The following is an 18609-nucleotide window of genomic DNA, read 5'->3' as shown; positions in this document are numbered from 1 at the left end:
TCCTCCGTGGTTCACTTGACGATGTGCCAGTCATCGGCCAGCATATCCGCTTGGGAGGCCAGCCAGCCCATTTGCACACCAGAGCTTCCCACAAAGGCAAAGGCCCGGTTGCCGATGGCCTCATGCTCGGCGTTGACGGTCTCCCCGCCGGGGGTTACATAGGAAATCGCGGACGCCAGCTCCACATACTGGCCCTTGCCATTCCATCCGCGCCGGGCAATTTTGGCGCCCCTCTTCGCGGCCTCAATGGCAAGGCCGAAGTTCATAGCGTCCGTGGGCCGGTAGGCTTCCTCAAACGCTTCCTTGGGGGACCAGCTCACATACCCATCCGCGTACCGGACGCGGTAGCCGTCCTCCACGCTGGGGAAGTTGGGGAACGCCACGGGCAGGTCATCAGTGATGGTGATGTGCCCGTGGCCGTCCATGCAGCGGTAGGCAGGCTCAGCCTCAATAATCTTGGTCCCGATGTACTGTTTCATTTCTCATGCCCTCCAGTAAAGATATTCTTAATCCGGTCCAGCAGGCCGGCCCGCTTGTCGGGGTAGGTGTCGGCTGTTTCTTTGCTCCACACGGCGTCCAAAACGTAGTCCTCCTTGCCGTCTCCCTGGGTGTGGATGAACACCGGAGTAGCGGCGATGGTCTCCAGCGCCTCCACCCGGCGCTCCAGCGCCCGGAGGCGCTTTTCCCGGCGGGCGCTCATCTCTGGCCCTCCATCAGCTCGCCCAAGCGGTTCTTTACTCGAACCAGGATGTCAAGCTCACGCTGAGCCGCTTTCTGCGCGGCTGGCATAGCAGCCCGCAGCACCGGCGAGATGGCGCCCATGATGGCGGTGCTGCCCTCCGGTGGGTTGACTTGCTTCTCCCGCTTCTCAATGAGACCTTGGAGGTCTGCAAGAAGCTGGACGTCTTTCTGAAAATTACTCATGGTGTGTCCTCCAATCCCTCCAGGAACAGCAGCACACCAGGGCCGCCGATGCGGACCTCATAGGGCGCTGCCTCCTGGGGCGTGATGTACTTATGCCCAAACCGGCCTTTCATGTCCCGCCAGACTGTCCAGGGGACGCGGTAAAATCCCACGGACCCAAAGGAACACAGGACAAAGACCACGGCTCCGAATTGATGCGCCCGCTCCAGGCGCTCCGTCTGGTCCGCTGTCACACGGTCCTGGGTCATCTTCTCAACGTCGGTGTACTTGGCCTCGAAGTTGACCGCTCGGCCTCCGAACAGAAAGCCCTTGTAGTCGGCCTGGGCCGTGCTGGTGTAGTGCGCGATGAACTTCCCGCCGCCCAGGTCCTTAGTCGGTTGCATCGGCTCCGGCGTCTTCTCAATGTCCGCGATCTGGCGGCTCCGGTAGAAGTCGCAGGCCCCGTTTATCATCTGCTCAAAAAAGGCTCCCTGGGCGCGGTTCTTCCGGTTCTGGTATCTAAGGGCTGCTTTCGCCCTCTCGTTTGGTGTCATGCTCTAACATCGTCCTCCCCTCAGCCTCGGTGGAGAATACAGTCTTCCCCCAGGCATCCAGCAGGGCCAGGGTAAAGGGGATAGGCTCTACAATGCGGCGCGGGGTGACTACTCTGCCAAAGAGGAACTTCTCGGCCTCCCGGACCCCGTAGTGACAGGCCGGGTTATCCCGTACCCGCCATACCGTAGCGCCCAGGGGGACCGGCAAGCGCAGTAGCAGGCCCGCCGCCTCATCCCTCCGGTATTGTTCCAGCTCCCTCAGCGCCGCACCATAGATGCCCATTGTCTACTCTCCTAACTTTTAAGGCTTATTTGTTCGTTTTTTATGGTGTTTTCCACAAATTCCACACACTTCTCCACAGGACTTCGCCGCTCTCATCAGCTCATCCACCACGCGCCCAGGGGAAATACCCAGGCGCTCAGCCTCGGCCTCCAGGTGGTAGGCTGTCTGCGACGATACGCGGATGGTGATTTTCTTTCGATACTCGCTCATGCCTCGCCTCCGCCGGTAGGCCGGAGGTAGCCATTTTCAACGGCCATGGCCCGGATTTTACGGATGGTGGCGTCGCTGACCCGCAGGCCGGTGTCGCTCCTGGTAGCCAGGCTGTCAATAAAGCCGTTGATGACTTTCTCAAGCTCATCCTGCGAGATGACGATAGAGCGGTTGCGCCCTTCCAGCTCATCCAGGTAGGCGCAGAGCTGAGCGTCGGTCATCTTCCGCACCCGGATTGCCCGGTCGTGCTGCTCCTGTTCAAAGCCGGTCCTCCGGCAGCTTCGCTTCTTCAATAGTTCTCCCTCCAGTTATTTTCCGTCTACCCGTACCATGCCCTCCGGGTACTCCTGAATGAGAGGGCCGCCCCACAGGTCTTTCAGACTGTTTTTCATAAAGACAGGGACCCCGGCAGACTGAGCAACTTCCGTGATGGCCTCTACCCATTCCCGCTTCGGCTGCTTTCGCTTGCTTCCCGGCCCGGTCATGGCTCCGATGATGACCCAAAGAGGCTCGCCCAACCGCCGGAAACCGGCGCAGTCATCCGCGCTGAACGGCTCCAGCAGCGGCTCAATGCTCAAGAACGTGTTGACGCAGGAAGCTCCAAAGTATTCCGTTTCGGGGCTGGTGATCGTGGTCCCATACCAGAAGTTCCGCTCCATGGGAAGCTTCCCGGCGTGGCCCATGTCAAGATACCTCTGCGGGTTCTTGGTGAGGAACAGGTAAGTATGCTGCGGCGCTCGCTTGCAGGCGGCGAAGACATCCTCAATCCAGATGTCCGGCACCCACTCCCCGAACAGGTCTCCCATGCTGGAGACGAAGATCCGTGCAGGCGTCTTCCGCTTCTCAGGATAGTCCATGGTGTAGGCGTGATAGGTGGGGGCAAAGCCCTTGGGGTACGCGGTAGAGCGCGCAGGCTCCCCGGTTTCGTCGCAGAGCTTGGTAGGCTGCTCCACGTAGTAGCACCCGGTCCCCTTGGGTAGTACCTCCAGTGGCTCAATGATGGGCCGCTCGCAGGGGTGCGGGCCAAACCTGGACACCATGCGCCGGGCGTAGCAGTATTCGCACCCGTGCTTGCACCCCGTTACGGGGTTCCATGTGTGGCTGCACCACTCAATGTCGGTCTTGTGAATATTCATAGGTCAGTCTCCCTCGCGCTTGGGGGCGGTGGCCCCCATGTCAAATAAGCTGCATTGGTTCTCCATCATCTTCCGGTCGGCCTCTTCCTGCTTTATCTTCCGCAGGCAGCAGGGACCGTACCCATCCCGCAAGCCCTGGGAGGATGTCAGCAGACCTCCACACCGCTTGCACCGGCGGGCCGGGATGGTGAACACTTCATCGTGCATAGGCTACACTCCAAACGCGATTAGAATAGACAGGGCCAGCAGGCCCGCAGATGTAACCTTTGCGCCGTTGCTCCGGTCATTCATGGTCTTGCCCCCAAAGGTGTAGCAAAATCCAGAAAATGTAATCAGGATGAAGAGGGTCCACGTAAACAGCAGCATCGTCATTCACCCAGTAGCTCGCAAAGGTGCTCCAGCTTGGCAATCTCCATGTCGGTGTTGTCACCGAAGATGACGTGGAGCTGGTTCAGCATGATTTCCACATCGGCCCTCTCTTCGGAGATCGCCGCCAGGATTTCCGCCTCATCGCCCTGCTCATGGTCCTTGAAGCGCAGATACTTGAGTAGGGCCTTTTGCAGCTCGCTCATCTCTTCCACCGCCATGAGGATTTGAGCGCTCTCCCCGAACTGCTCCACGGCCTGCTCATAGAGGGCCATTTCCGCTTGCTCCGGGGTCTCATCCACTCCAGGCTGCGGACCGTCGGCGGGCCGGATTTCTGCCGCTCTCTTCTTGTCCTCGGCGTCAAGGATAGATGCCAAGATGTCAGATTTCAGAGTTAAAGCCGGGCGCACACCCCGGTGGCCGTGGTACGCGTTGCCGTCGGTGAGGCCCCCGTCCGAGTACACGCAGCGCACGTAAGAGGTCCCGGAACTCTTCGGGGTCCCGTCCGGCGTGATGAGCCAGCGCCAATGCTCCGGCGCGGGGTGCAGATCGCGGGTCTGCCGGTACTCATCGGCGGTGAGCATCGTTACCTTGTCCAGACAGTTTCCGTAGTCCCGGAGGCCATCATCGGCGGTCAGGTCGCGGTAGGTGGGGACAATGGCGTCTTTCAGGCCGGGGCATTCAGCGATGAGGTTATCCAGGAACTCGCCGTTGAGCCGCTTCCGCAGGCTCGCCTTGTTCCAGTCGTTGCAGTCATTCTCATCAAAGGGGGCACGGAAGACGTCTTCGGTGGCCTCGCAGAAGTAGAGATCGGAGCAGCCCGGCATCGGCGCCGGAGTGGTCCGTAGCACAATCCAGTCCAGACCGGCCACGTGGAACACGTCTCCGTACTTGAAAGTCCTCTTTTGCTCTTGCATGGTAAATTCCTCCTGATTTTTATTTCCACGGCTTCTGGCCGTGGTTTATCTGTGGTGGCTTGACCTGTCCGCACCGGGTCGGGTGGTTCAAGCGGGGGTTCTTGCAATTCTTATCCCGGTAGCCGCAATCGGCGCAGCAGATGTTTCCGTGCCGCCGGTCACAGTTGAAGAGCTTACATCGGCGTGGTGCTGTCTTACTCACGGGGCCTCACCTCCTTAGCGGATGCGCCTCGGACACCACCGGGGAGATGTCTTGATTTGCGGAGCACTTTCTCCCGGTGCAGTAAAGGCGATAAAACCCGGCATACGTGGACTGCGCGGGCACGTCCTCTTGAACGTCTCCAGCGCGTCCGGGTGTCTGCATACACATTCACCCCGAGGGCCTTTTCTGTGCCAGCTATTTGCCGTGAGCTTTGCCCGTCCCATCAGTTCCATGTAATGGCACTCCGAGCATACAGGCGTATCTTTTTCCATCCTCGGCTTACCTCCCAAAGTAGATACCGCAGTCCTCGCAGTAGATGACGTCGGCTCCCTGTTCAAATTCGGCCTGGTAGATGTACCCCTGCCCGTAAAGGTCCGAGTGCTCACCGCTCAGGACGTCCCGTGCGGTCTCCCAGGCCCGCGCAACGGCGTGGGCCTCTCCGGGCTTGACGGCCCGGTCCGGCCACACTACGCCAGTCCAATAAAAGCGCCCATACTGCCGGTAGGCCGTGAGCACTTCCTCCACGGTGTCCGGGAAACGGTCATCCTCCATCCGGTTCAGGATGACATCGCCCACACGATGGCGGCACAGGTCGCAGCAGGCGTCCCCGCCCGCCTCCTGGTAGATCGCGCAGGCCAGCATCTCAACCTCTTCCTCGGTCCAACCGGGATAGGGCGAGACGGTGGGGACCGGCGATGCGGTGAGGGTAGGCGTCGGGTCCACCATCAGGACCGGAAGCTCCGTCGCGTCCGCAGGCTCAGCAAAGGCCGCGCCTCTGGCCTGCCCCGGCGTAAACAGGGCGCTCACAAACACCAGGGCGCACAGGGCACCGCAAGCAAGGGTCATCGTCCGTTCTTTCACTTGTTCCATCCTCTCCGTTCATAGAATTTTTCTTCGTTTTCGTAGGCTTCCTCTACGGTTTTAATGCCACAGTCCCTAAGATTTCGCATGACGCTCTCAATGTACCCCCAAAAGAGCTTCCCACGCTTCCGGCCCTGTTCAAAGGCGTAGCCCAGCAGCTCCTTGTTTTCCTCCGGGAATGACATGGACCACTCTCCATCCTCATTCTGAGACTGGACCATGATCTGGAAGAACGTCCGCTTCTCATCGTATGGTCCAGGGGTCTTGCCTGGAAAGAACTCTGCCCACAGGTGGGCGGTTGTCTCCGCAAGCTCCACCCCCAGGGCCTCCGTGTAGCCGAAATAGCTTGTCGGGTCCTCTTTGAACTCTGCCAGGAAGTCTCCCTCCAGGTCATCCGGGGGCGGCTGCCAGCCCTCCATCTCTTCCACTGAGCGGAGATGGTAGGTGCTGGGCCGCCCCTTGATGCCAGGGGTGAAGTCCAGATAACCGCCGTCTATAAGCTCCTGTCGGGCGGATATGGCAGTTCGTTTTGCCGTGGTGTTTATCATCGTGCATAGCCTACTGTTGTCCAATGCGAAGTGCTCCGGCCAACGCAGGCTATTGGCTAAATCCATCAGCTTGTACCATAGGAGCTGCGCGGCCATGGATAGAGGGGTCCGCCTCATGCGGTTGGCGAAAGCTCGGTGCTCCATGATGTACCTCAGGCGGACCCCTCCTTTCCGTGGATTTGAGGCCGCCCGGCCTCATGGGTTTCACTCCATCGTTACAGAGCTACCGTCTTCGCCGCCGGTCACGATGATATTTTGACTGAACCGCGCTTTCATGGTCGGGTCATGGGAGATAGCCAAAATCCGCATATTGGGGTTTCTGGCCGCCATGTTCACCAGCGCGTCCGCGTAAGCCTCCGTCCCGTCCGCGTCCAGGAAGGGCGGCTCGTCGATGAAGAGCATACCGAGCTGGACGCCCGCCCGCCGTGCCTTGACGTCGGCCAGGCCCAGGGTGACGGCCAGGGCAATCTTGACCTTTTCGCCGCCGCTGTGGGACTGATAGGGCCGGTTCCCGCCGGTGATGGTGTTAATCCAGACCTCCAGGCTGTTGACTACCGTTTTCGTGCTCTTCTGCTCGCGCTCGGTGCGGATGTCAACGGCCATGCGCCCGCCGGTCATGGCGGCCAGGATGTCGTTGCTCTGCCTCATAATCTCCGGGACTACGCCCCGGATAATCATGTACTGAATACCGTCCAGGCCAAAGGCTTGAGTGAGCACCGTGTAGTCATTCAGGGTGGCCGCCGCGTCCTCGATGTCCCGCCGGAGCTTTGCCGTCTGAGCTTCGGCCTCGGAGATCGCCTCCAGCTTGGCCTTGATGACCCCGCGCTGGGTGGCAAATTCGGTGAGGCTCTTCCGGCGGCTCTCCAGGACGGCCCGCAGGCCCTTAACGTCCCCAGGCGCTTTCGGTGCTCGCTGCCGGATGTCCTCGGCCTCCTGGTGCGCGGTGATGACTTTCCGGGTCAGCTCTGCAATCTCCAGGCGCAGGCGCTCAAGATGCGGCTCCAGGGCGTCGGCGGTCGCGCCGGCCGCTTGGCAGTCGGCCAGATGTCCGGCGATGGGTTCATCGTCTTCGATGCTCTTCTGCGCGGCCTGGTACTCGATGACCGCCAGCCCCAGGGCCGCCCGCTCCGCGTCAATCTCCACAGTCCGCTCCTTGGCGTCCTGGGCGGTCTGCTCGGCGGTCTGGATGGAGGCGGTGATTTCCTCCAGCTTCGCTTCCGCCGCCGCGATCTGCGGCGCGATGGCGGTCATGGTCCGGTAGGTATGCTCCTTGGCCTCCAGCTCTGCTAGGTCCCCCGACGGATTGCCCAGGGCCTCATGCGCTGCCAGGGCCTCTTCATAGGCTTTCGTCAGCTCTTCATACCGGGCGCGGTCCTCCGCTTTCATGGTCTCCAGGGAGTAGGACAGCTCCGGGATGGCGGCCTGAGCCGCCACAGCGGACACCAGGAACTTGCAAGTAGCGGTCTCCGGCACGGGGCAACCGCTGTCGGCCAGCTTCCCGGCCTCCGCCTGGGCCGCCGCAAGGCGGGATTGCAGCTCCCCGATGCGGACCCGGCTGTCTGCCAGGTGCTTGTCCTTGGCCTCCCGTGCGGCCAGCAGCGCCTTGGTGGTCTCAAAGGACTTGGCAAGCCGCTCCTGAGCCTCCGCTTTCGCCGGGGCCAGGGCGTCAAGCGCGGCCTGGGCCGCCTCCACGTCTGGCTTTCTGCCGATGATGTCCTGATACTGCCGGAGCTTTCTCCGGGCCGCCTCCGCGTCCAGCTCCGCCTTGCCGATTGCTTCCCGGAGGCGGGCCAGCTCTTTCAGCAGCTCCTTGTCCCGGTCCACCTTGGGGGAGAGGTCCTGGAGTTTGGCCCGTGCCGCCTTGACCCTCTCAGCGGCGTCCTGGGCGTCTCTGAGGCCGTTTGCAAGGTGGCGGGCGTCCTGGTATTGGCCCTCCAGCTTCTCCAGCTCCAGGGCCTTTCTGTCGCGCTCCCGGTCATATTCCTTGGCCTGGGCGTCCTTGTCCTCGGCCTGCCGTATCACTTCGGCAAGCAGGGCCTCGGCACTCTCCAGCGCCCGGATGTCCGCCTCGCCGGATGCTACGTCATGGACAGCTTCGTCCATCTCTTCGGACAGCACCATGTCCTCATCCAGCAACTCATCCTTTTCGCTGATCTGCTCGCCCAGGACGTTGATGCGCTCCTTGAGGGCGGCGATGGCGCGGCGCTGCTCCGTAGCGGACGCCTTGGCGATGTCCCCCATCCTGCCGTAGATGTCCAGGCCCAGGAGCGCGGACAGGACCTCCATGCGCCGGTCGCTGTCGGCGTCCAGGAAGAGGCCGTAGGCGTCCTGCCGGATGAGGGCGATACTGCAAAAGGTGTTGCAGTCCATACCGAGCAGCCGCTCAATGCGGGCCTGGGTCAGTTTCATGGTGGTGTCGCTCTCATCTGCCCAGGCGTCCCCCTCCGGGTTCCACCGCTGGAGGGCCAGGGTACCGCGCCCGCTCTTGGTCCTGGTGCGGATGACCCGGTAGTCCTGCCCGCCCAGGGCAAAGGTAAAGGTGATGCTGCCGCTCTTCGTCCCGTCGCGGACCCAGCCGCCGATGTCCTCTTTCCGGGTCTGCTCATAGAGGCAGTCCGCGATGGCGTCCATGAAGAGGGAGGACTTGCCGACACCGTTCTGGCCGTTCACCATTGCCATGTGTACCGGGGAGAAGTCAAAGGCCGCCTCCGTGTAGCTCCGGTAGTTCTTGACCTCAATCGTCCGGGGCATAAATGCTCCAGCGTGTTTGCTGTCCTCGCGTCCATCGTCGGCCTGCTTGATGATCGGCGCGGCCAGCTCCATGAGGCGGGCCGCTTTCTCGCCTGTGATGTCGTTGGTCTCCAGCCAGCGTGACAGGCACTCGGCGGGGCCGTCGTGCTCCGTGAGCTGGTCCTTGGCGTCCAGGGCCTCCACGTCATCCGGGATAATCTCGGCCACATAAAACGCGCCAGCGTCCATCAGGCGCTTTTGCAGCTCGGCCCGGTTAAAGGCTTTTTCCTGCTCCAGTGTGCAGGAATACCGGACCCGGACCACGCGCCCCTCCACGTCCCCAGGATTGAGGGTGCCGCTGGAGATGAAGTCTGCCACGTCCTGCTGCTTCATCGTCACCGTCCGGTGTACTCGCTCCGGGGTGCGCTGGAACTCCGAGACAACGCTCCGGTCCCCGTCTGAAAGCTGGTGTAGCCAGAAGCCGTGAGCGGTCCCCTCATCGTTGAAAGTGAGCTGGTTCACGCTCCCGCAGTAGTAGGCCGGTGTGGTGGAGCTGAGACGCTGGGGCTTGTGGATGTGGCCGAAGCAGGCCAGGTCCACGCCCGCCGCGTCGATGGTAGCCGGGAGGACCACCACATCCTGTCCAGCAAGGAACGTGCTGCCGTTGTCTGCCTCGCTCCCGCTTACCGTGTAGTGAGCCGTGAGAATGGAGGGGAGGCTCCTGTCCAGCTCCGTAGCCAGCCCCAGGATGATGTCGTTGACAAGGGCGGTGGCGTTCCGGTTCTCCGTCTCCTTGTCGGCGCCGGGGCAGAAGAGGCGCAGCCGCGCCTTGTCGAAGCCGGGGACGGCCATAATCTGGACCGGCCCCTCCGATGTCACCAGACGTTCCACCCTCGGCTCGGTGTAAATGTATAGGTTCTTGAGGTCGGGCGTCGCCTTGCGGATAACCTCAAAGGCGCGGGGGTTATCATGGTTCATCGTGCCGAACAGCAGCACCACCGCGTCGCTGTACTCGCACAGGGGGACGATGAAGCGGGAAATGGCGTCGTTGACGTCATCCAGGGCGGTGTCGGCCCACACGCGGGACCGATTGAAGAGATCGCCCGCGATGATGGTCACGGTCGGCCCCTCCGTCCGGGCCTTGTTCACGATGGCGTCCATGCACCGCAAGGTGTCTTGGCGGCGCAGATTTGCGCCGCCCCTGGTGGGGCCTGCCAGGTCCCCCAGGTGAATGTCGCCGGTGTGCAGTATCTTAATCATGGCCTTTCGCCTCCTCATCCTCTCGCTTCTGCGCCCTCGCGCCGTCCAGGTAGGCCGCCCAATAGCGGGCATCGTCAAGGTTGTAGCCGCTCTCTTCCTCCAGCCGCTTTTCCGCGAACTCAATAACCGTCATCTCCGCGCTCCTTTCATCTTCTCCTGACACTCAGGGCAGAGGACCCGCCCATAGGTGCGCTGACTATACCCGGCAATGTCCTCCGCGCTCCACTTACGGCCATTCCTGCTCTGACCGCCGGTAATCTCCCGGCGGCACTCCGAACAGAACACGCCCTGCGGCTCCGGGTCCGCCCAATCCGGGGCAGCTCCGTACTCCGGCGATCTGCTCCAGCTATCCTCCGGCTCTTCCGGTGCCTCATCCCAGGGCATAGGCCCCTCATCCTCGTAGGGGGTGACGGTCTCGGCGGCCTGCGCCGCCGGGAGGCTCGCCCTGGACGCCTGGGTGGGCATCTCAAAGAGCATACCCATCGACTGGAGGTAGTTGCTCGCCACGGCCTGCTTGATTTCCGGGGCGTCCAGGTTGGGGACCACGCGGGCCACGACAAAGGGCTTTTTCAGTTCCTCGTAGGCGTAGGTCCCGGCCAGGCCCAGGGCGGCCCGGATAGCCCGCATAAAGGCTTTGCTCTCAGCCATGGCGGTGCGGTGGGGGAGGAAGCGCCTGAACTGTTGACCGTTGGCTCCGTCTTTCATCCCGGCGGCCTCCAGTGTGCAGTCAATCTCCTTGGTGGCTTTCATCAGCCGGAAGCCGCCGGACGGCTCCGGGACCCGGATAGTCACGGTGACAGCTACGTCGTGGACGTGCTCACAGGTGCCGCATACCCTGGGCTTTCCGGTGGCCCGTGCCATTTCAATGCACCGCTGGCAGCCCTCGGTCCGCTCGGTGGCGGTGTCCACGATGCTGATGTTGGCCGCCGCAGCCAGCTTCATGCCGCCTACCTTGGTGATGGCAAAGGCGCTGCTGGACTTCTCGTAGTAGATGTCCTTGCTCGGCCCCCGGTTGGAGCTGTCCTGCCGGACGTCGAGCTGGACCTCGGAGACGGTGATCCGCTGGAGGTTGCTCGCTACCTGCATGGTGGTGACGGGGACCAGGACGTTGTACTTGTCCTTGGGGTACTTGTTGAGTTGGACGATGGCATTTTCCATATTGGGTAATCTCCTTTCGGCTTGACAGGGCCGGTAGGAATGTGCTACAATAACTCCAGGTTAGTTATTTTCGCGCTTGGCCGCTTCCCGTTGCACCGGGGGCGGCCTTTTCCTTTCCTAAGCCAATCAAGATGATGTCGTTGATACTCTCTTCCAGCTTCCGCAGGAAGTCCAGGGCCTCCATGAAGTCGGTCCGCTCAGAGGCATCTATCACGCCGTCAAAGGCGATTTCCTCCAGGCGGTCGGCCACGTCTTGGCCGTCCTCGATGAGCCGCCGGACCCTGAGCGTCGCATGGGCAAGGGGACGGTCGGTGGCCGTTCTCCCGATTGCCCGTCCTACCGGACAGGTGGCGCAATACCTGGGTAGGATGTCCGGGCTTTGGTAGCACTCCGCATAGACCAGGGCGTCTTCCGGCTCCATCTCCACGTCGCCGCGCTCATGGCGGCCTATGGTCTCCGGCGAAAACGGAACAACAGTCGAGGCCGTTCCGCGGCTGACAAATCCGGCCCTCATCCTTGCCTCCCGCAGATACGCGGGGGGCTTTTTTGTTGCTGTGATAGCCACTCTCATTCACCCGCTTTCTGGTATGATTTTGGTAGATGGTTCAGACCTGGGGCGCGATGCACTTCAACCGGCGGGCGGCTCTCATGGCGTTGTCGGTCAACTGCCGCTGCCATGCGCCCTGCGACGGCGCCCACCGGAAGCCCTCTCCCTTGAGTTCGGTTCGGACGTCCGCGTCGGGTTTCCCATCGAAGATGACCTGGAGGCGGTTCTCCGTGGTGTTCACCACGACCCGGCCCCCGTCAAACTCCCAGCCCTCCGGGGTGCTCTCGGTCCGCTTCTTGAGTTCTGCGATCCGGCCACGGATGCGCCGGATATTGGCGTTGTTGTTCTGGAGCGCGTAGGCCGGATAACCGATGCGCCCGCAGAAGTCCGGCTCTCTGAGCTTGGCGATGTCCTCCGGGGTGTAGCCCAGCTCCGCGAGCTTGGCGTCTCCCTTGGCCGGGTCTTTCATGCGGATGGCGGCGTTGGCCGCTTTCATCATCTCCTGGTGCTTCTCCAGGGTGGCGAGCTTCGCCTCCAGCTTCTCCACGGCCTGCGGGTCATCGGAGCTGATACCGCCGGTGCCGACGCTGCGGATTTTATCAAGCAAGCCCTGGATGTGCTTCCACTCTTCGAGCCTGCGCTCTTCGGCCGCATTCTGCTTCTTTTTCTTTTGAACTGGGAAGTTCGCTCTGCCAGATACCAGCATAGAGGGGCAGCGGGCGGCAATGGCATACTTGTCATTCAAATTTTCTGCCAATTTCCGACAGTAGAGGTCAAGCAGCCGGTCGATTTTCTCATGGTACATGGGGTCCACGCGCTTCTTCTGGCGCTCGGCCAGCTCGGTAGCCTCATCCACCTGCCTCCGGTATGAAGCCGTAGCGCTTCCCTCGCGGTAGGTATAGTGGCTGTTTAAGTCGTTGGCGGTGCGGGCGGCCTCTTCATTGATGGTGTAGTAGCTCATTTCTTCGCGGCTCCTTTCTTAGTCTTCACAATGCAGATCAGGGCCTCGCTTCGCCACATATCGTAGATGTCCTGGAGCTTGTTGGCGTTGCGGTAGTTCCGCATACTGTCATAGCGCTTCTTAGCCTCTTGCGGGGTATCGTACTCAAAGACCATGTTCTTTTTCTCGCTGTCCGCGAGGAATGCCTTGAGCGCGGTTGTCTCTTCGCTGTCCTTACGGCTATTCTTCCGCTGGGGAAGCACTTGCAGATTGTAGGTTATTTTCACGCTTATTCCTCCTATGCCGAGTACACAAGACGGTCCTCGGTGATGATGTCTTCCCAGGTCATGCCGTCCGTGCCTGGGATGGGGTCATCCAGGCTCACGGTCTTAATGCGCCTGGATTGCTTGCGCTGCTCGTTGCCGATTGCACTCCGCATGGCAGCACAGGCGATGGTGGTAAACTCATAACGGTAAAGGTCCGGGCGGGCAAACCACCGCTTCACAGCCAGCAGATAGCCGAACACGGCAACATCGAGGTATTCATCCACCGGGAGGCCCCGATGTCTGACGTACCACTCCACAAGCCGGTAATGCTGCTCGGCTACGCTCCGTTCCGCCGGAGACAGGGTCGTGAGGGTCTGACGCCTGCACATAGTACCCCCCCCCGCAGCTTCGCTTCATCGTTTCGGCCCCCTCTCAGCAGTAGATCGGGTCCTTGCCACGGGGGACGGTCTCGCCCTGGAAGCAGCAGCCGCAGAATTGCCAGATACCGTTAGGCCACTCTCCGGCCACACGCTTGAACGTGTAGTAAGTAGGCCGGAGCCGCCCGGTCTCCGGGTCCTCCCGGTGGGAGTACGGTTCGCCCATCTGAGCGCACCGGGCGCTCATCGAGGCCGGAGGCAGACAGTCCATGGCGTCATCCACAACGGCCTGCTCCACATAGTCGCCTATCTTGGCCTCGGAGTAGTTGAAGTTCTCCTGGGTGAAGATCGGCTTGCCGTTGTACTTGACCGGGCGGTCCTGGCAGTCGCACCGCTCTCCGGGGTCAAGCGCCGCTCCGCAGCGGTCACACTTGTAGGTCCACATGATTTTTTCTCCTTTCCTTGACCGGTCCAGGTTCTCAGCTCCCAGCCGGTGAATACCAAGATTGCCGCGCTCGCGGGGATTGAAAAAGCCCCGGCGGTCTGGATTTGAAGCTGGATGACATCAATCATCAGTAGAATGAGGCGGGCCGTTACCATGGCCGCAAGGCAGAGGACGGACAGCCGGTAGTAGGCGCGGGCATAGCTCCGGCGTCTCTTGCTCTTCTCCATGGCTACGCCCCCCGTCTCGCGGACGCGTTCAGCTCATCCAGGCCGTAGCGCTCATGGAAATACCGCTTGATGACGCGCCCGTCACAGGTGCATTTGCCCTGGTTCTCCAGCTCGCGGTTGAGGCTCTTGATGACCTTGTAGCTCTTAGACTTGGAGTAGCCCAAAATCTGCATCACGTCCTCCACGAAGTAGAACATATCGTGGGCGGTCTTGAGGGGCTTCATCGCCATGGGTCATGCCTCCTTTTGCTCGTAGTTCGCCATGTACTCCCGGACAATGGGGATGAGCTGGTGGCCTGCACAGCGGCCCGTGGTGGTCTCAATCAGCGTCGTGTACTTGACGCCGGACCGCTCGGCCAGCTCTTTCACCGTCATTCCGGTCTGTGCGGTGAAGAGCCGGACCTCAATGCCGAAGTCGGTCTTCGGCTTAACTCGGTTTGCCGTTCTCATGCTTGGTTCCTCCTTGTATCTAATTTATACGGCTTGTTTTTTGGGACGTTCTGGTATATACTGTTACCAGGTGTCCCGGCGCGGAATGAAGATAAAATCTCCATCTACCGGGTCGCAGGGTTCACCGTCAAAGGCGTTGCCCTGCTTCGTGCAGATGTCCGGTTTTCGGCCAGCTCGCGGGTCCACGTCCACCAGGAGGCGGCCCGTTCCGTCATCGTAGACCGGGCGGCTCCAGCTATCCCGGCCACGGTGGAAGATGGGCAACAGTCCGCAAGTGTGGGGGTGGTAGGCCACACCCACGGCGTTCTCCAGCTTTCCAGCAGGCGTCCCGTAGATGCTTTCCCCGTTCGGGGTCAGCAGGGATAACATCTCTGACATCGAGGCTCCATCCCGGACGCTCCAGTAGGTGATCGGAGCGGCGTCACAAACGACGCTGCGCCCTCCTGACCGGATGCGGATGACTTCGCACCCACAGTTCTTGCACTTCATCGGCATCAACCTCCAATCATAAGCTGTCCAGGAACACCATCAGACAGGCGGGATGCGGGGTCAAACCGTCTGCCGTCCTGAAAGCCCAGGGCGCGGTAGGCGTCGCGCCAGCCGCCGGTCTGCTCAGTGCCAAACTGCGTCTTTTTCCCCATGTCGGCCATGCTGTCATCCACAGCTTGAGGGACTACCATCACAAGGCCCCATTCCTGGTGCTGCTCTTCCTGCTCCCGAAAAGCCTTGTTCACTCCCCGGGCAAACCCCCAGCCATAGGCGTTGCACTTCTCGCGGTAGGTTCCTGGAGGGTCCTTGGGGTCCCTGACGAATTGGGCCTTGATACCGGCCATGACACACTCATGGGCGTATATCACAATTCGCTGGGCAATCTCGAAGTCCTCTTCCAGCCCCACCAGGCCAATCTTGTTCTTCTTGCTACCGGCGCTCCGGTAGCGGTAGGCTCGGCAGCAGTAATGCTCCGCAACAACAGCGGAGAGGGACGCGGCCCAGGGATTGGTCATGGCGGTGCAAGTGATGTCCAGGACCTTGCGGATGACCTTTTCCTTTTTGGCCTTTTTGACGTCCTCGGGTCTGAGCTTGTGCTCGGCCATGAGTTCACGGGCCTTGAGCAGCGCGGCCTTGGCCTCGTTCTCATTCGGGCTTTCTGCCAGGGCCAGCAGCTTAGCGATTTTGTCCTTGATGTTGGTTGCCATTTGGTTAGCTCCTTTCGCACTTGGCCGCCGTTGCACCGGCGGTTTACGGCCTCTTGGTGTTGTAGTCCTTGAGCCTGATTTGGAGGGTGATTTCCTGCTTCCCGATGACCGCATACTCCAGGCGGGCTTCCAGAACTCCGGGGGACCCGTGCAGCTCCAGCCACCGCAGGCTCTTTGCGGTTCCGATGGTCTTAGGTCCCTCCTTGACGGTCACGGGAATATCATCGCTCGCCGCTCCGATGCAGCAGAGGAAAGACAGGACGCTTAGCCTCTTAGCCAACTTCATTCTCTCCTTTCAGCCATTCCAGGCACTCGGCCTTGGTTCCAAACTCTTCCGTCCAGGCATGGCCGGTGCTGTTGTCAATCCCGGTCCAGGTGCCGCCGGCCTCTCCCACCAGGAAGAGGCCCAGCGGCTCATACCGCCCGGTCTCAAAGCCGGAGGCCAGCAGATCGGCGGCCTCGGCCTGGGTGATTTCCTGCGGCTCCATGGCGTCTACTCCTTGTGGGCCGCCCGGTACGCCCGGTTCCGGGCGGTGAGGGCCTGGAAGAACTGCTTGCCGTTCTCAATCCCGCCCAGGATGCAGTCAAGCTCCCGCTCACAGGCCGCCTGCTTGTCTGCGTCGCCGCTCAGAAAGTGGGCCGCGATTTCGGCGTCCAGCTCGCACAGCCGCATTTCCGTTTCATAGTCAATCTCGGTGCTGCTCAAGGAGTAGATGTCGGTCTCAGTGACATCCACCCACCGGACGCCCTTGTAGACCTTGCCGGTAAACCGGGTGACGATACCGTCAATCTCGGCTTCCTGTTCCTGCATAGCCTTGTTGACCGCGCAGCAGGCGAAGCTATTTTCCATGCCGCTGTCCCGCATGGCCTCGCAAGCGCCGATGAGCTGCTGGTAGCAGTTCCAGGCGATGCGCCGGTCATCATGGGTTTCCTCGAAGCTCTTGAGGATGTCCGCGTACTTGTGGGTGAGGACTTCGCGGTGCAGATCGTACTTGTTGCGTTCCATAGGTCAGTTATCCTTTCCGCCGGTTGCACCCGGCCTTGTGGCTTCGGGATGGTCCAGAGGTTGCCGTTCGTACCGCCGTTACCGCCTGCCGGTCATCCCCGGAGCTATGCCCGCTTCCGACCCGGCTTTCACTGCCGCTTCCTGTTTTATCCTCTGGCCCGTTCCCTGGGCCGTTTGTTTTTGGGTTTTTACCTTATTCCTTTGGCTTGATTATATTATACTCCCATCTGGGAGCAAAGTCAACATTTCGTGCTCCCAATCGGGGCAAAAAATTTACCTAATTTTTTGGGTATTCTGCATACCACCCGGAGGTGATCTTGTGACTATAAGCGAAAGAATGTTTAGCCTTCTCGATGAAAGAGGTCTGTCCGCCAGCGGATTGTGCAAGGTCCTTGGCGTCGGAACGAACCAGACCACGAACTGGAAGCAGAGGAACACAGACCCTCCAGCAAAGTACATTGTTCTCATATGTGAGTATTTAGGCTGCTCCCTGGAGTACCTGCTCACCGGCCAGGAAGCAGAAAAAGCGCCCGTCCCCGGGATGTCCGAGAACGGGCGCGAGATGCTGGAGCTTTACGAGAAGCTGCCGGAACGGGAGCAGATACTCTTGATAGGCCGCCTCCAGGAAATGACCGCGCCCCTGCTGGGCGAAGTCAAAAAGGGCGGAACCACCGAGGCCGCGTCCTCAAGCGGACGGGCCGTGTAATCTACGTCGATTTCAGGGGGTGATACCATGCAGAAGATAAGCCCGCAGACCGAGGCGCGTCTATCGGCCGGCGTCCAGAAGTTCCAGCCTATCCTACGCCGCGCCCAGCTTGCGGGCCGGAATGAGAGCGACACGGTAATGATAATCACGGACATTCTCTGTGAGGTCTTCGGCTATGACAAGTACGAAAACATCACTTCCGAGCTGTGCATCAAGCAGCAGTTTTGTGATCTGGCCGTCCAGCTCAACGGCAAGGTCCGCCTGTTGCTGGAGTGCAAGGCGGTGAGCGTGGCCCTCCGGGATGTCCACGTCTCCCAGGCCACAGGCTATGCGGCCAGCGCGGGGATTGATTGGGTGGTGCTCACCAACGGTATCACCTGGAGAATATACCAGGTCCTCTTCGGGAAGCCGGTGGAGACGGTGCTTGTCTGCGAGTTCAACTTCTGCGAGCTGAATGTGAACCGGCCAGAGGACTACGCGCCCCTCTACGCGCTGAGCGTCGAGGCTTTCCAGGAAGAGGGCAACGCGGCCCTGTCCCAGCTCTACGCCCAGCGCCGGGTCCTCAACCGCTTCATAGTGGGTCAAGTCCTCTTGAATGACTGGATGATTGGGACCATTCGCCGCTCCCTGGAGCGCCACTACCCAGGCGTGAAGATGGATGACGGGGAGGTCCGGCGCATACTCCGGGAAGAGGTCTTCCGCCATGAGATCGTCGAGGGACCCCAGGCAGAGGACGCCCGCCGGGACGTGGACGCCGCCAACGCCCGGATGCGGGCCGCGCAGAAAGAGCGTCGGAAATAGCCTGTTGAAAACTCTGTGGAAAAGCTGTTGAAAACTGGACCACCGAGAAAGCGGCCCGGAAAATAAGGTATCAATTGATACCGCATTTCAGAAAATAGGGTATCAATTGATACCGCAAACCCAAAAAATGTGGTATCAATCAGCACCCCATAATAAGACAGTATGTATATAAGACTTAGTAATTATAATATTCCTCTATGCGCGTGCGCGTGCGCGAATAGAGCGTACATCGGTATTGGAGGTTGTGAACTGTGGAAAACTTGCCTATCGGCTATCTGAGCTGTCGGAGCTGCGGCTCCATCGAAAACTGCGCGGACCTGGTCTCCGGCCTCTGCCCTGTGTGCCGGAGGGAGAGGGCGGCCCACCTTGCCCAGCTCCAGAGTGACTACCAGGAGGCGCTGCAAGCCGGGGACCCCGCCGCCTCTGCGGAGATCGCCCAGCTCATCCTGGACTACCAGCAGTCCGAGGGCGTCCGGCTCAAGAACGTGCCGGGGGCCTACCGGGTCTCCTGAAAAGGGGCC

The 18609-nt window shown here is 60.9% G+C and carries 31 protein-coding genes; 3 read left to right on the top strand and 28 right to left on the bottom strand.

Annotation, left to right across the window (positions count from 1 at the left end; all coding sequences use genetic code 11):
• Positions 1–11: 11 nt before the first annotated feature.
• The 28 genes from NE547_RS05410 to NE547_RS05275 form a co-directional block, all read right to left on the bottom strand.
• Entirely contained in the window at positions 12–479 is a 468-nt protein-coding gene (locus NE547_RS05410; RefSeq protein WP_227126829.1) for a DUF2829 domain-containing protein, read from the bottom strand.
• The gene (locus NE547_RS05405; protein WP_227126830.1) at positions 476–700 is read right to left on the bottom strand and encodes a hypothetical protein; all 225 of its coding nucleotides are present in this window, start codon (positions 698–700) and stop codon (positions 476–478) included. Before NE547_RS05405 ends, NE547_RS05410 begins: the two co-directional genes overlap by 4 nt.
• Positions 697–924: a hypothetical protein gene (locus NE547_RS05400; protein WP_021750500.1), complete on the bottom strand. Its 228-nt coding sequence runs from the start codon at positions 922–924 to the stop codon at positions 697–699. The genes NE547_RS05405 and NE547_RS05400 overlap by 4 nt, the downstream gene beginning before the upstream one ends.
• Positions 921–1457 carry a Holliday junction resolvase RecU gene (locus tag NE547_RS05395; RefSeq protein ID WP_172697589.1) on the bottom strand — a complete coding sequence of 179 codons (537 nt, stop codon included), beginning with the start codon at positions 1455–1457 and terminating at the stop codon, positions 921–923. The genes NE547_RS05400 and NE547_RS05395 overlap by 4 nt, the downstream gene beginning before the upstream one ends.
• On the bottom strand, positions 1423–1740 hold the full coding sequence (locus NE547_RS05390; RefSeq protein ID WP_172697588.1) for a hypothetical protein: 318 nt from the start codon (positions 1738–1740) through the stop codon (positions 1423–1425). The genes NE547_RS05395 and NE547_RS05390 overlap by 35 nt, the downstream gene beginning before the upstream one ends.
• A gap of 18 nt (positions 1741–1758) precedes the next feature.
• Positions 1759–1950 carry a hypothetical protein gene (locus NE547_RS05385; RefSeq protein WP_172697587.1) on the bottom strand — a complete coding sequence of 64 codons (192 nt, stop codon included), beginning with the start codon at positions 1948–1950 and terminating at the stop codon, positions 1759–1761.
• Positions 1947–2243, bottom strand: a complete 297-nt coding sequence (locus NE547_RS05380; protein WP_172697586.1) for a hypothetical protein — start codon at positions 2241–2243, stop codon at positions 1947–1949. Before NE547_RS05380 ends, NE547_RS05385 begins: the two co-directional genes overlap by 4 nt.
• A gap of 15 nt (positions 2244–2258) precedes the next feature.
• Positions 2259–3086 (bottom strand): DUF5131 family protein, encoded by an 828-nt coding sequence (locus NE547_RS05375; protein ID WP_172697585.1) that lies wholly within the window; start codon positions 3084–3086, stop codon positions 2259–2261.
• A gap of 3 nt (positions 3087–3089) precedes the next feature.
• The gene (locus NE547_RS05370; RefSeq protein ID WP_172697584.1) at positions 3090–3293 is read right to left on the bottom strand and encodes a hypothetical protein; all 204 of its coding nucleotides are present in this window, start codon (positions 3291–3293) and stop codon (positions 3090–3092) included.
• A gap of 3 nt (positions 3294–3296) precedes the next feature.
• Complete coding sequence (locus NE547_RS05365) at positions 3297–3458, bottom strand: hypothetical protein (RefSeq protein WP_204989573.1); 162 nt, start codon at positions 3456–3458, stop codon at positions 3297–3299.
• Positions 3455–4369 carry a DUF6273 domain-containing protein gene (locus NE547_RS05360; RefSeq protein WP_256174957.1) on the bottom strand — a complete coding sequence of 305 codons (915 nt, stop codon included), beginning with the start codon at positions 4367–4369 and terminating at the stop codon, positions 3455–3457. Before NE547_RS05360 ends, NE547_RS05365 begins: the two co-directional genes overlap by 4 nt.
• A gap of 481 nt (positions 4370–4850) precedes the next feature.
• Positions 4851–5432 carry a cell wall hydrolase gene (locus tag NE547_RS18540; RefSeq protein ID WP_227126833.1) on the bottom strand — a complete coding sequence of 194 codons (582 nt, stop codon included), beginning with the start codon at positions 5430–5432 and terminating at the stop codon, positions 4851–4853.
• Positions 5429–5980 carry a DnaD domain protein gene (locus NE547_RS05350; RefSeq protein ID WP_256174956.1) on the bottom strand — a complete coding sequence of 184 codons (552 nt, stop codon included), beginning with the start codon at positions 5978–5980 and terminating at the stop codon, positions 5429–5431. Before NE547_RS05350 ends, NE547_RS18540 begins: the two co-directional genes overlap by 4 nt.
• 204 nt (positions 5981–6184) lie before the next feature.
• On the bottom strand, positions 6185–9970 hold the full coding sequence (locus NE547_RS05345) for a metallophosphoesterase (protein WP_256174955.1): 3786 nt from the start codon (positions 9968–9970) through the stop codon (positions 6185–6187).
• Positions 9963–10103, bottom strand: a complete 141-nt coding sequence (locus NE547_RS05340; RefSeq protein WP_021750486.1) for a hypothetical protein — start codon at positions 10101–10103, stop codon at positions 9963–9965. The genes NE547_RS05345 and NE547_RS05340 overlap by 8 nt, the downstream gene beginning before the upstream one ends.
• Complete coding sequence (locus NE547_RS05335; RefSeq protein ID WP_021750485.1) at positions 10100–11128, bottom strand: hypothetical protein; 1029 nt, start codon at positions 11126–11128, stop codon at positions 10100–10102. The genes NE547_RS05340 and NE547_RS05335 overlap by 4 nt, the downstream gene beginning before the upstream one ends.
• 64 nt (positions 11129–11192) lie before the next feature.
• The gene (locus NE547_RS05330; protein ID WP_036630963.1) at positions 11193–11642 is read right to left on the bottom strand and encodes a hypothetical protein; all 450 of its coding nucleotides are present in this window, start codon (positions 11640–11642) and stop codon (positions 11193–11195) included.
• Between the two features lie 91 nt (positions 11643–11733).
• Complete coding sequence (locus tag NE547_RS05325) at positions 11734–12636, bottom strand: DUF3560 domain-containing protein (RefSeq protein WP_256174954.1); 903 nt, start codon at positions 12634–12636, stop codon at positions 11734–11736.
• Positions 12633–12902, bottom strand: a complete 270-nt coding sequence (locus NE547_RS05320) for a hypothetical protein (RefSeq protein ID WP_050624995.1) — start codon at positions 12900–12902, stop codon at positions 12633–12635. Before NE547_RS05320 ends, NE547_RS05325 begins: the two co-directional genes overlap by 4 nt.
• Before the next feature lie 11 nt (positions 12903–12913).
• Positions 12914–13270 (bottom strand): hypothetical protein, encoded by a 357-nt coding sequence (locus tag NE547_RS05315; RefSeq protein WP_227126837.1) that lies wholly within the window; start codon positions 13268–13270, stop codon positions 12914–12916.
• Between the two features lie 43 nt (positions 13271–13313).
• Entirely contained in the window at positions 13314–13703 is a 390-nt protein-coding gene (locus tag NE547_RS05310) for a hypothetical protein (RefSeq protein WP_227126838.1), read from the bottom strand.
• Positions 13704–13932: 229 nt separating this feature from the next.
• Positions 13933–14160 carry a hypothetical protein gene (locus tag NE547_RS05305; protein WP_227126839.1) on the bottom strand — a complete coding sequence of 76 codons (228 nt, stop codon included), beginning with the start codon at positions 14158–14160 and terminating at the stop codon, positions 13933–13935.
• A 3-nt stretch (positions 14161–14163) separates the two neighbouring features.
• Positions 14164–14379: a toxin-antitoxin system antitoxin component Xre domain protein gene (locus NE547_RS05300; protein ID WP_021750478.1), complete on the bottom strand. Its 216-nt coding sequence runs from the start codon at positions 14377–14379 to the stop codon at positions 14164–14166.
• A 63-nt stretch (positions 14380–14442) separates the two neighbouring features.
• Positions 14443–14868 (bottom strand): hypothetical protein, encoded by a 426-nt coding sequence (locus NE547_RS05295; protein WP_227126840.1) that lies wholly within the window; start codon positions 14866–14868, stop codon positions 14443–14445.
• A gap of 5 nt (positions 14869–14873) precedes the next feature.
• Positions 14874–15575 (bottom strand): DUF2786 domain-containing protein, encoded by a 702-nt coding sequence (locus NE547_RS05290; RefSeq protein WP_256174953.1) that lies wholly within the window; start codon positions 15573–15575, stop codon positions 14874–14876.
• Positions 15576–15618: 43 nt separating this feature from the next.
• Positions 15619–15855: a hypothetical protein gene (locus tag NE547_RS05285; RefSeq protein WP_036630961.1), complete on the bottom strand. Its 237-nt coding sequence runs from the start codon at positions 15853–15855 to the stop codon at positions 15619–15621.
• Positions 15848–16063 (bottom strand): hypothetical protein, encoded by a 216-nt coding sequence (locus tag NE547_RS05280; protein WP_021750474.1) that lies wholly within the window; start codon positions 16061–16063, stop codon positions 15848–15850. Before NE547_RS05280 ends, NE547_RS05285 begins: the two co-directional genes overlap by 8 nt.
• A 5-nt stretch (positions 16064–16068) precedes the next feature.
• Positions 16069–16581, bottom strand: coding sequence for a hypothetical protein (locus tag NE547_RS05275; RefSeq protein WP_021750473.1), 513 nt, complete (start codon positions 16579–16581; stop codon positions 16069–16071).
• A 319-nt stretch (positions 16582–16900) separates the two neighbouring features.
• On the opposite strand from NE547_RS05275, the gene NE547_RS05270 reads away from it, so the two are divergent.
• The 3 genes from NE547_RS05270 (at position 16901) to NE547_RS05260 (ending at position 18600) form a co-directional block, all read left to right on the top strand.
• Positions 16901–17287 (top strand): helix-turn-helix domain-containing protein, encoded by a 387-nt coding sequence (locus NE547_RS05270; protein ID WP_256174952.1) that lies wholly within the window; start codon positions 16901–16903, stop codon positions 17285–17287.
• Between the two features lie 27 nt (positions 17288–17314).
• The gene (locus NE547_RS05265; RefSeq protein WP_021750470.1) at positions 17315–18088 is read left to right on the top strand and encodes a type I restriction enzyme HsdR N-terminal domain-containing protein; all 774 of its coding nucleotides are present in this window, start codon (positions 17315–17317) and stop codon (positions 18086–18088) included.
• Positions 18089–18339: 251 nt separating this feature from the next.
• Positions 18340–18600 carry a hypothetical protein gene (locus NE547_RS05260; protein ID WP_021750469.1) on the top strand — a complete coding sequence of 87 codons (261 nt, stop codon included), beginning with the start codon at positions 18340–18342 and terminating at the stop codon, positions 18598–18600.
• Positions 18601–18609: the final 9 nt, after the last annotated feature.

Source organism: Flavonifractor sp. DFI.6.63 (genome assembly GCF_024462255.1).
Classification (GTDB): Bacteria; Bacillota; Clostridia; order Oscillospirales; family Oscillospiraceae; genus Lawsonibacter_A; species Lawsonibacter_A hominis.
The sequence above is the reverse complement of the archived record's forward strand: the minus strand, read 5'-3'. Positions and strand labels throughout refer to the sequence as shown.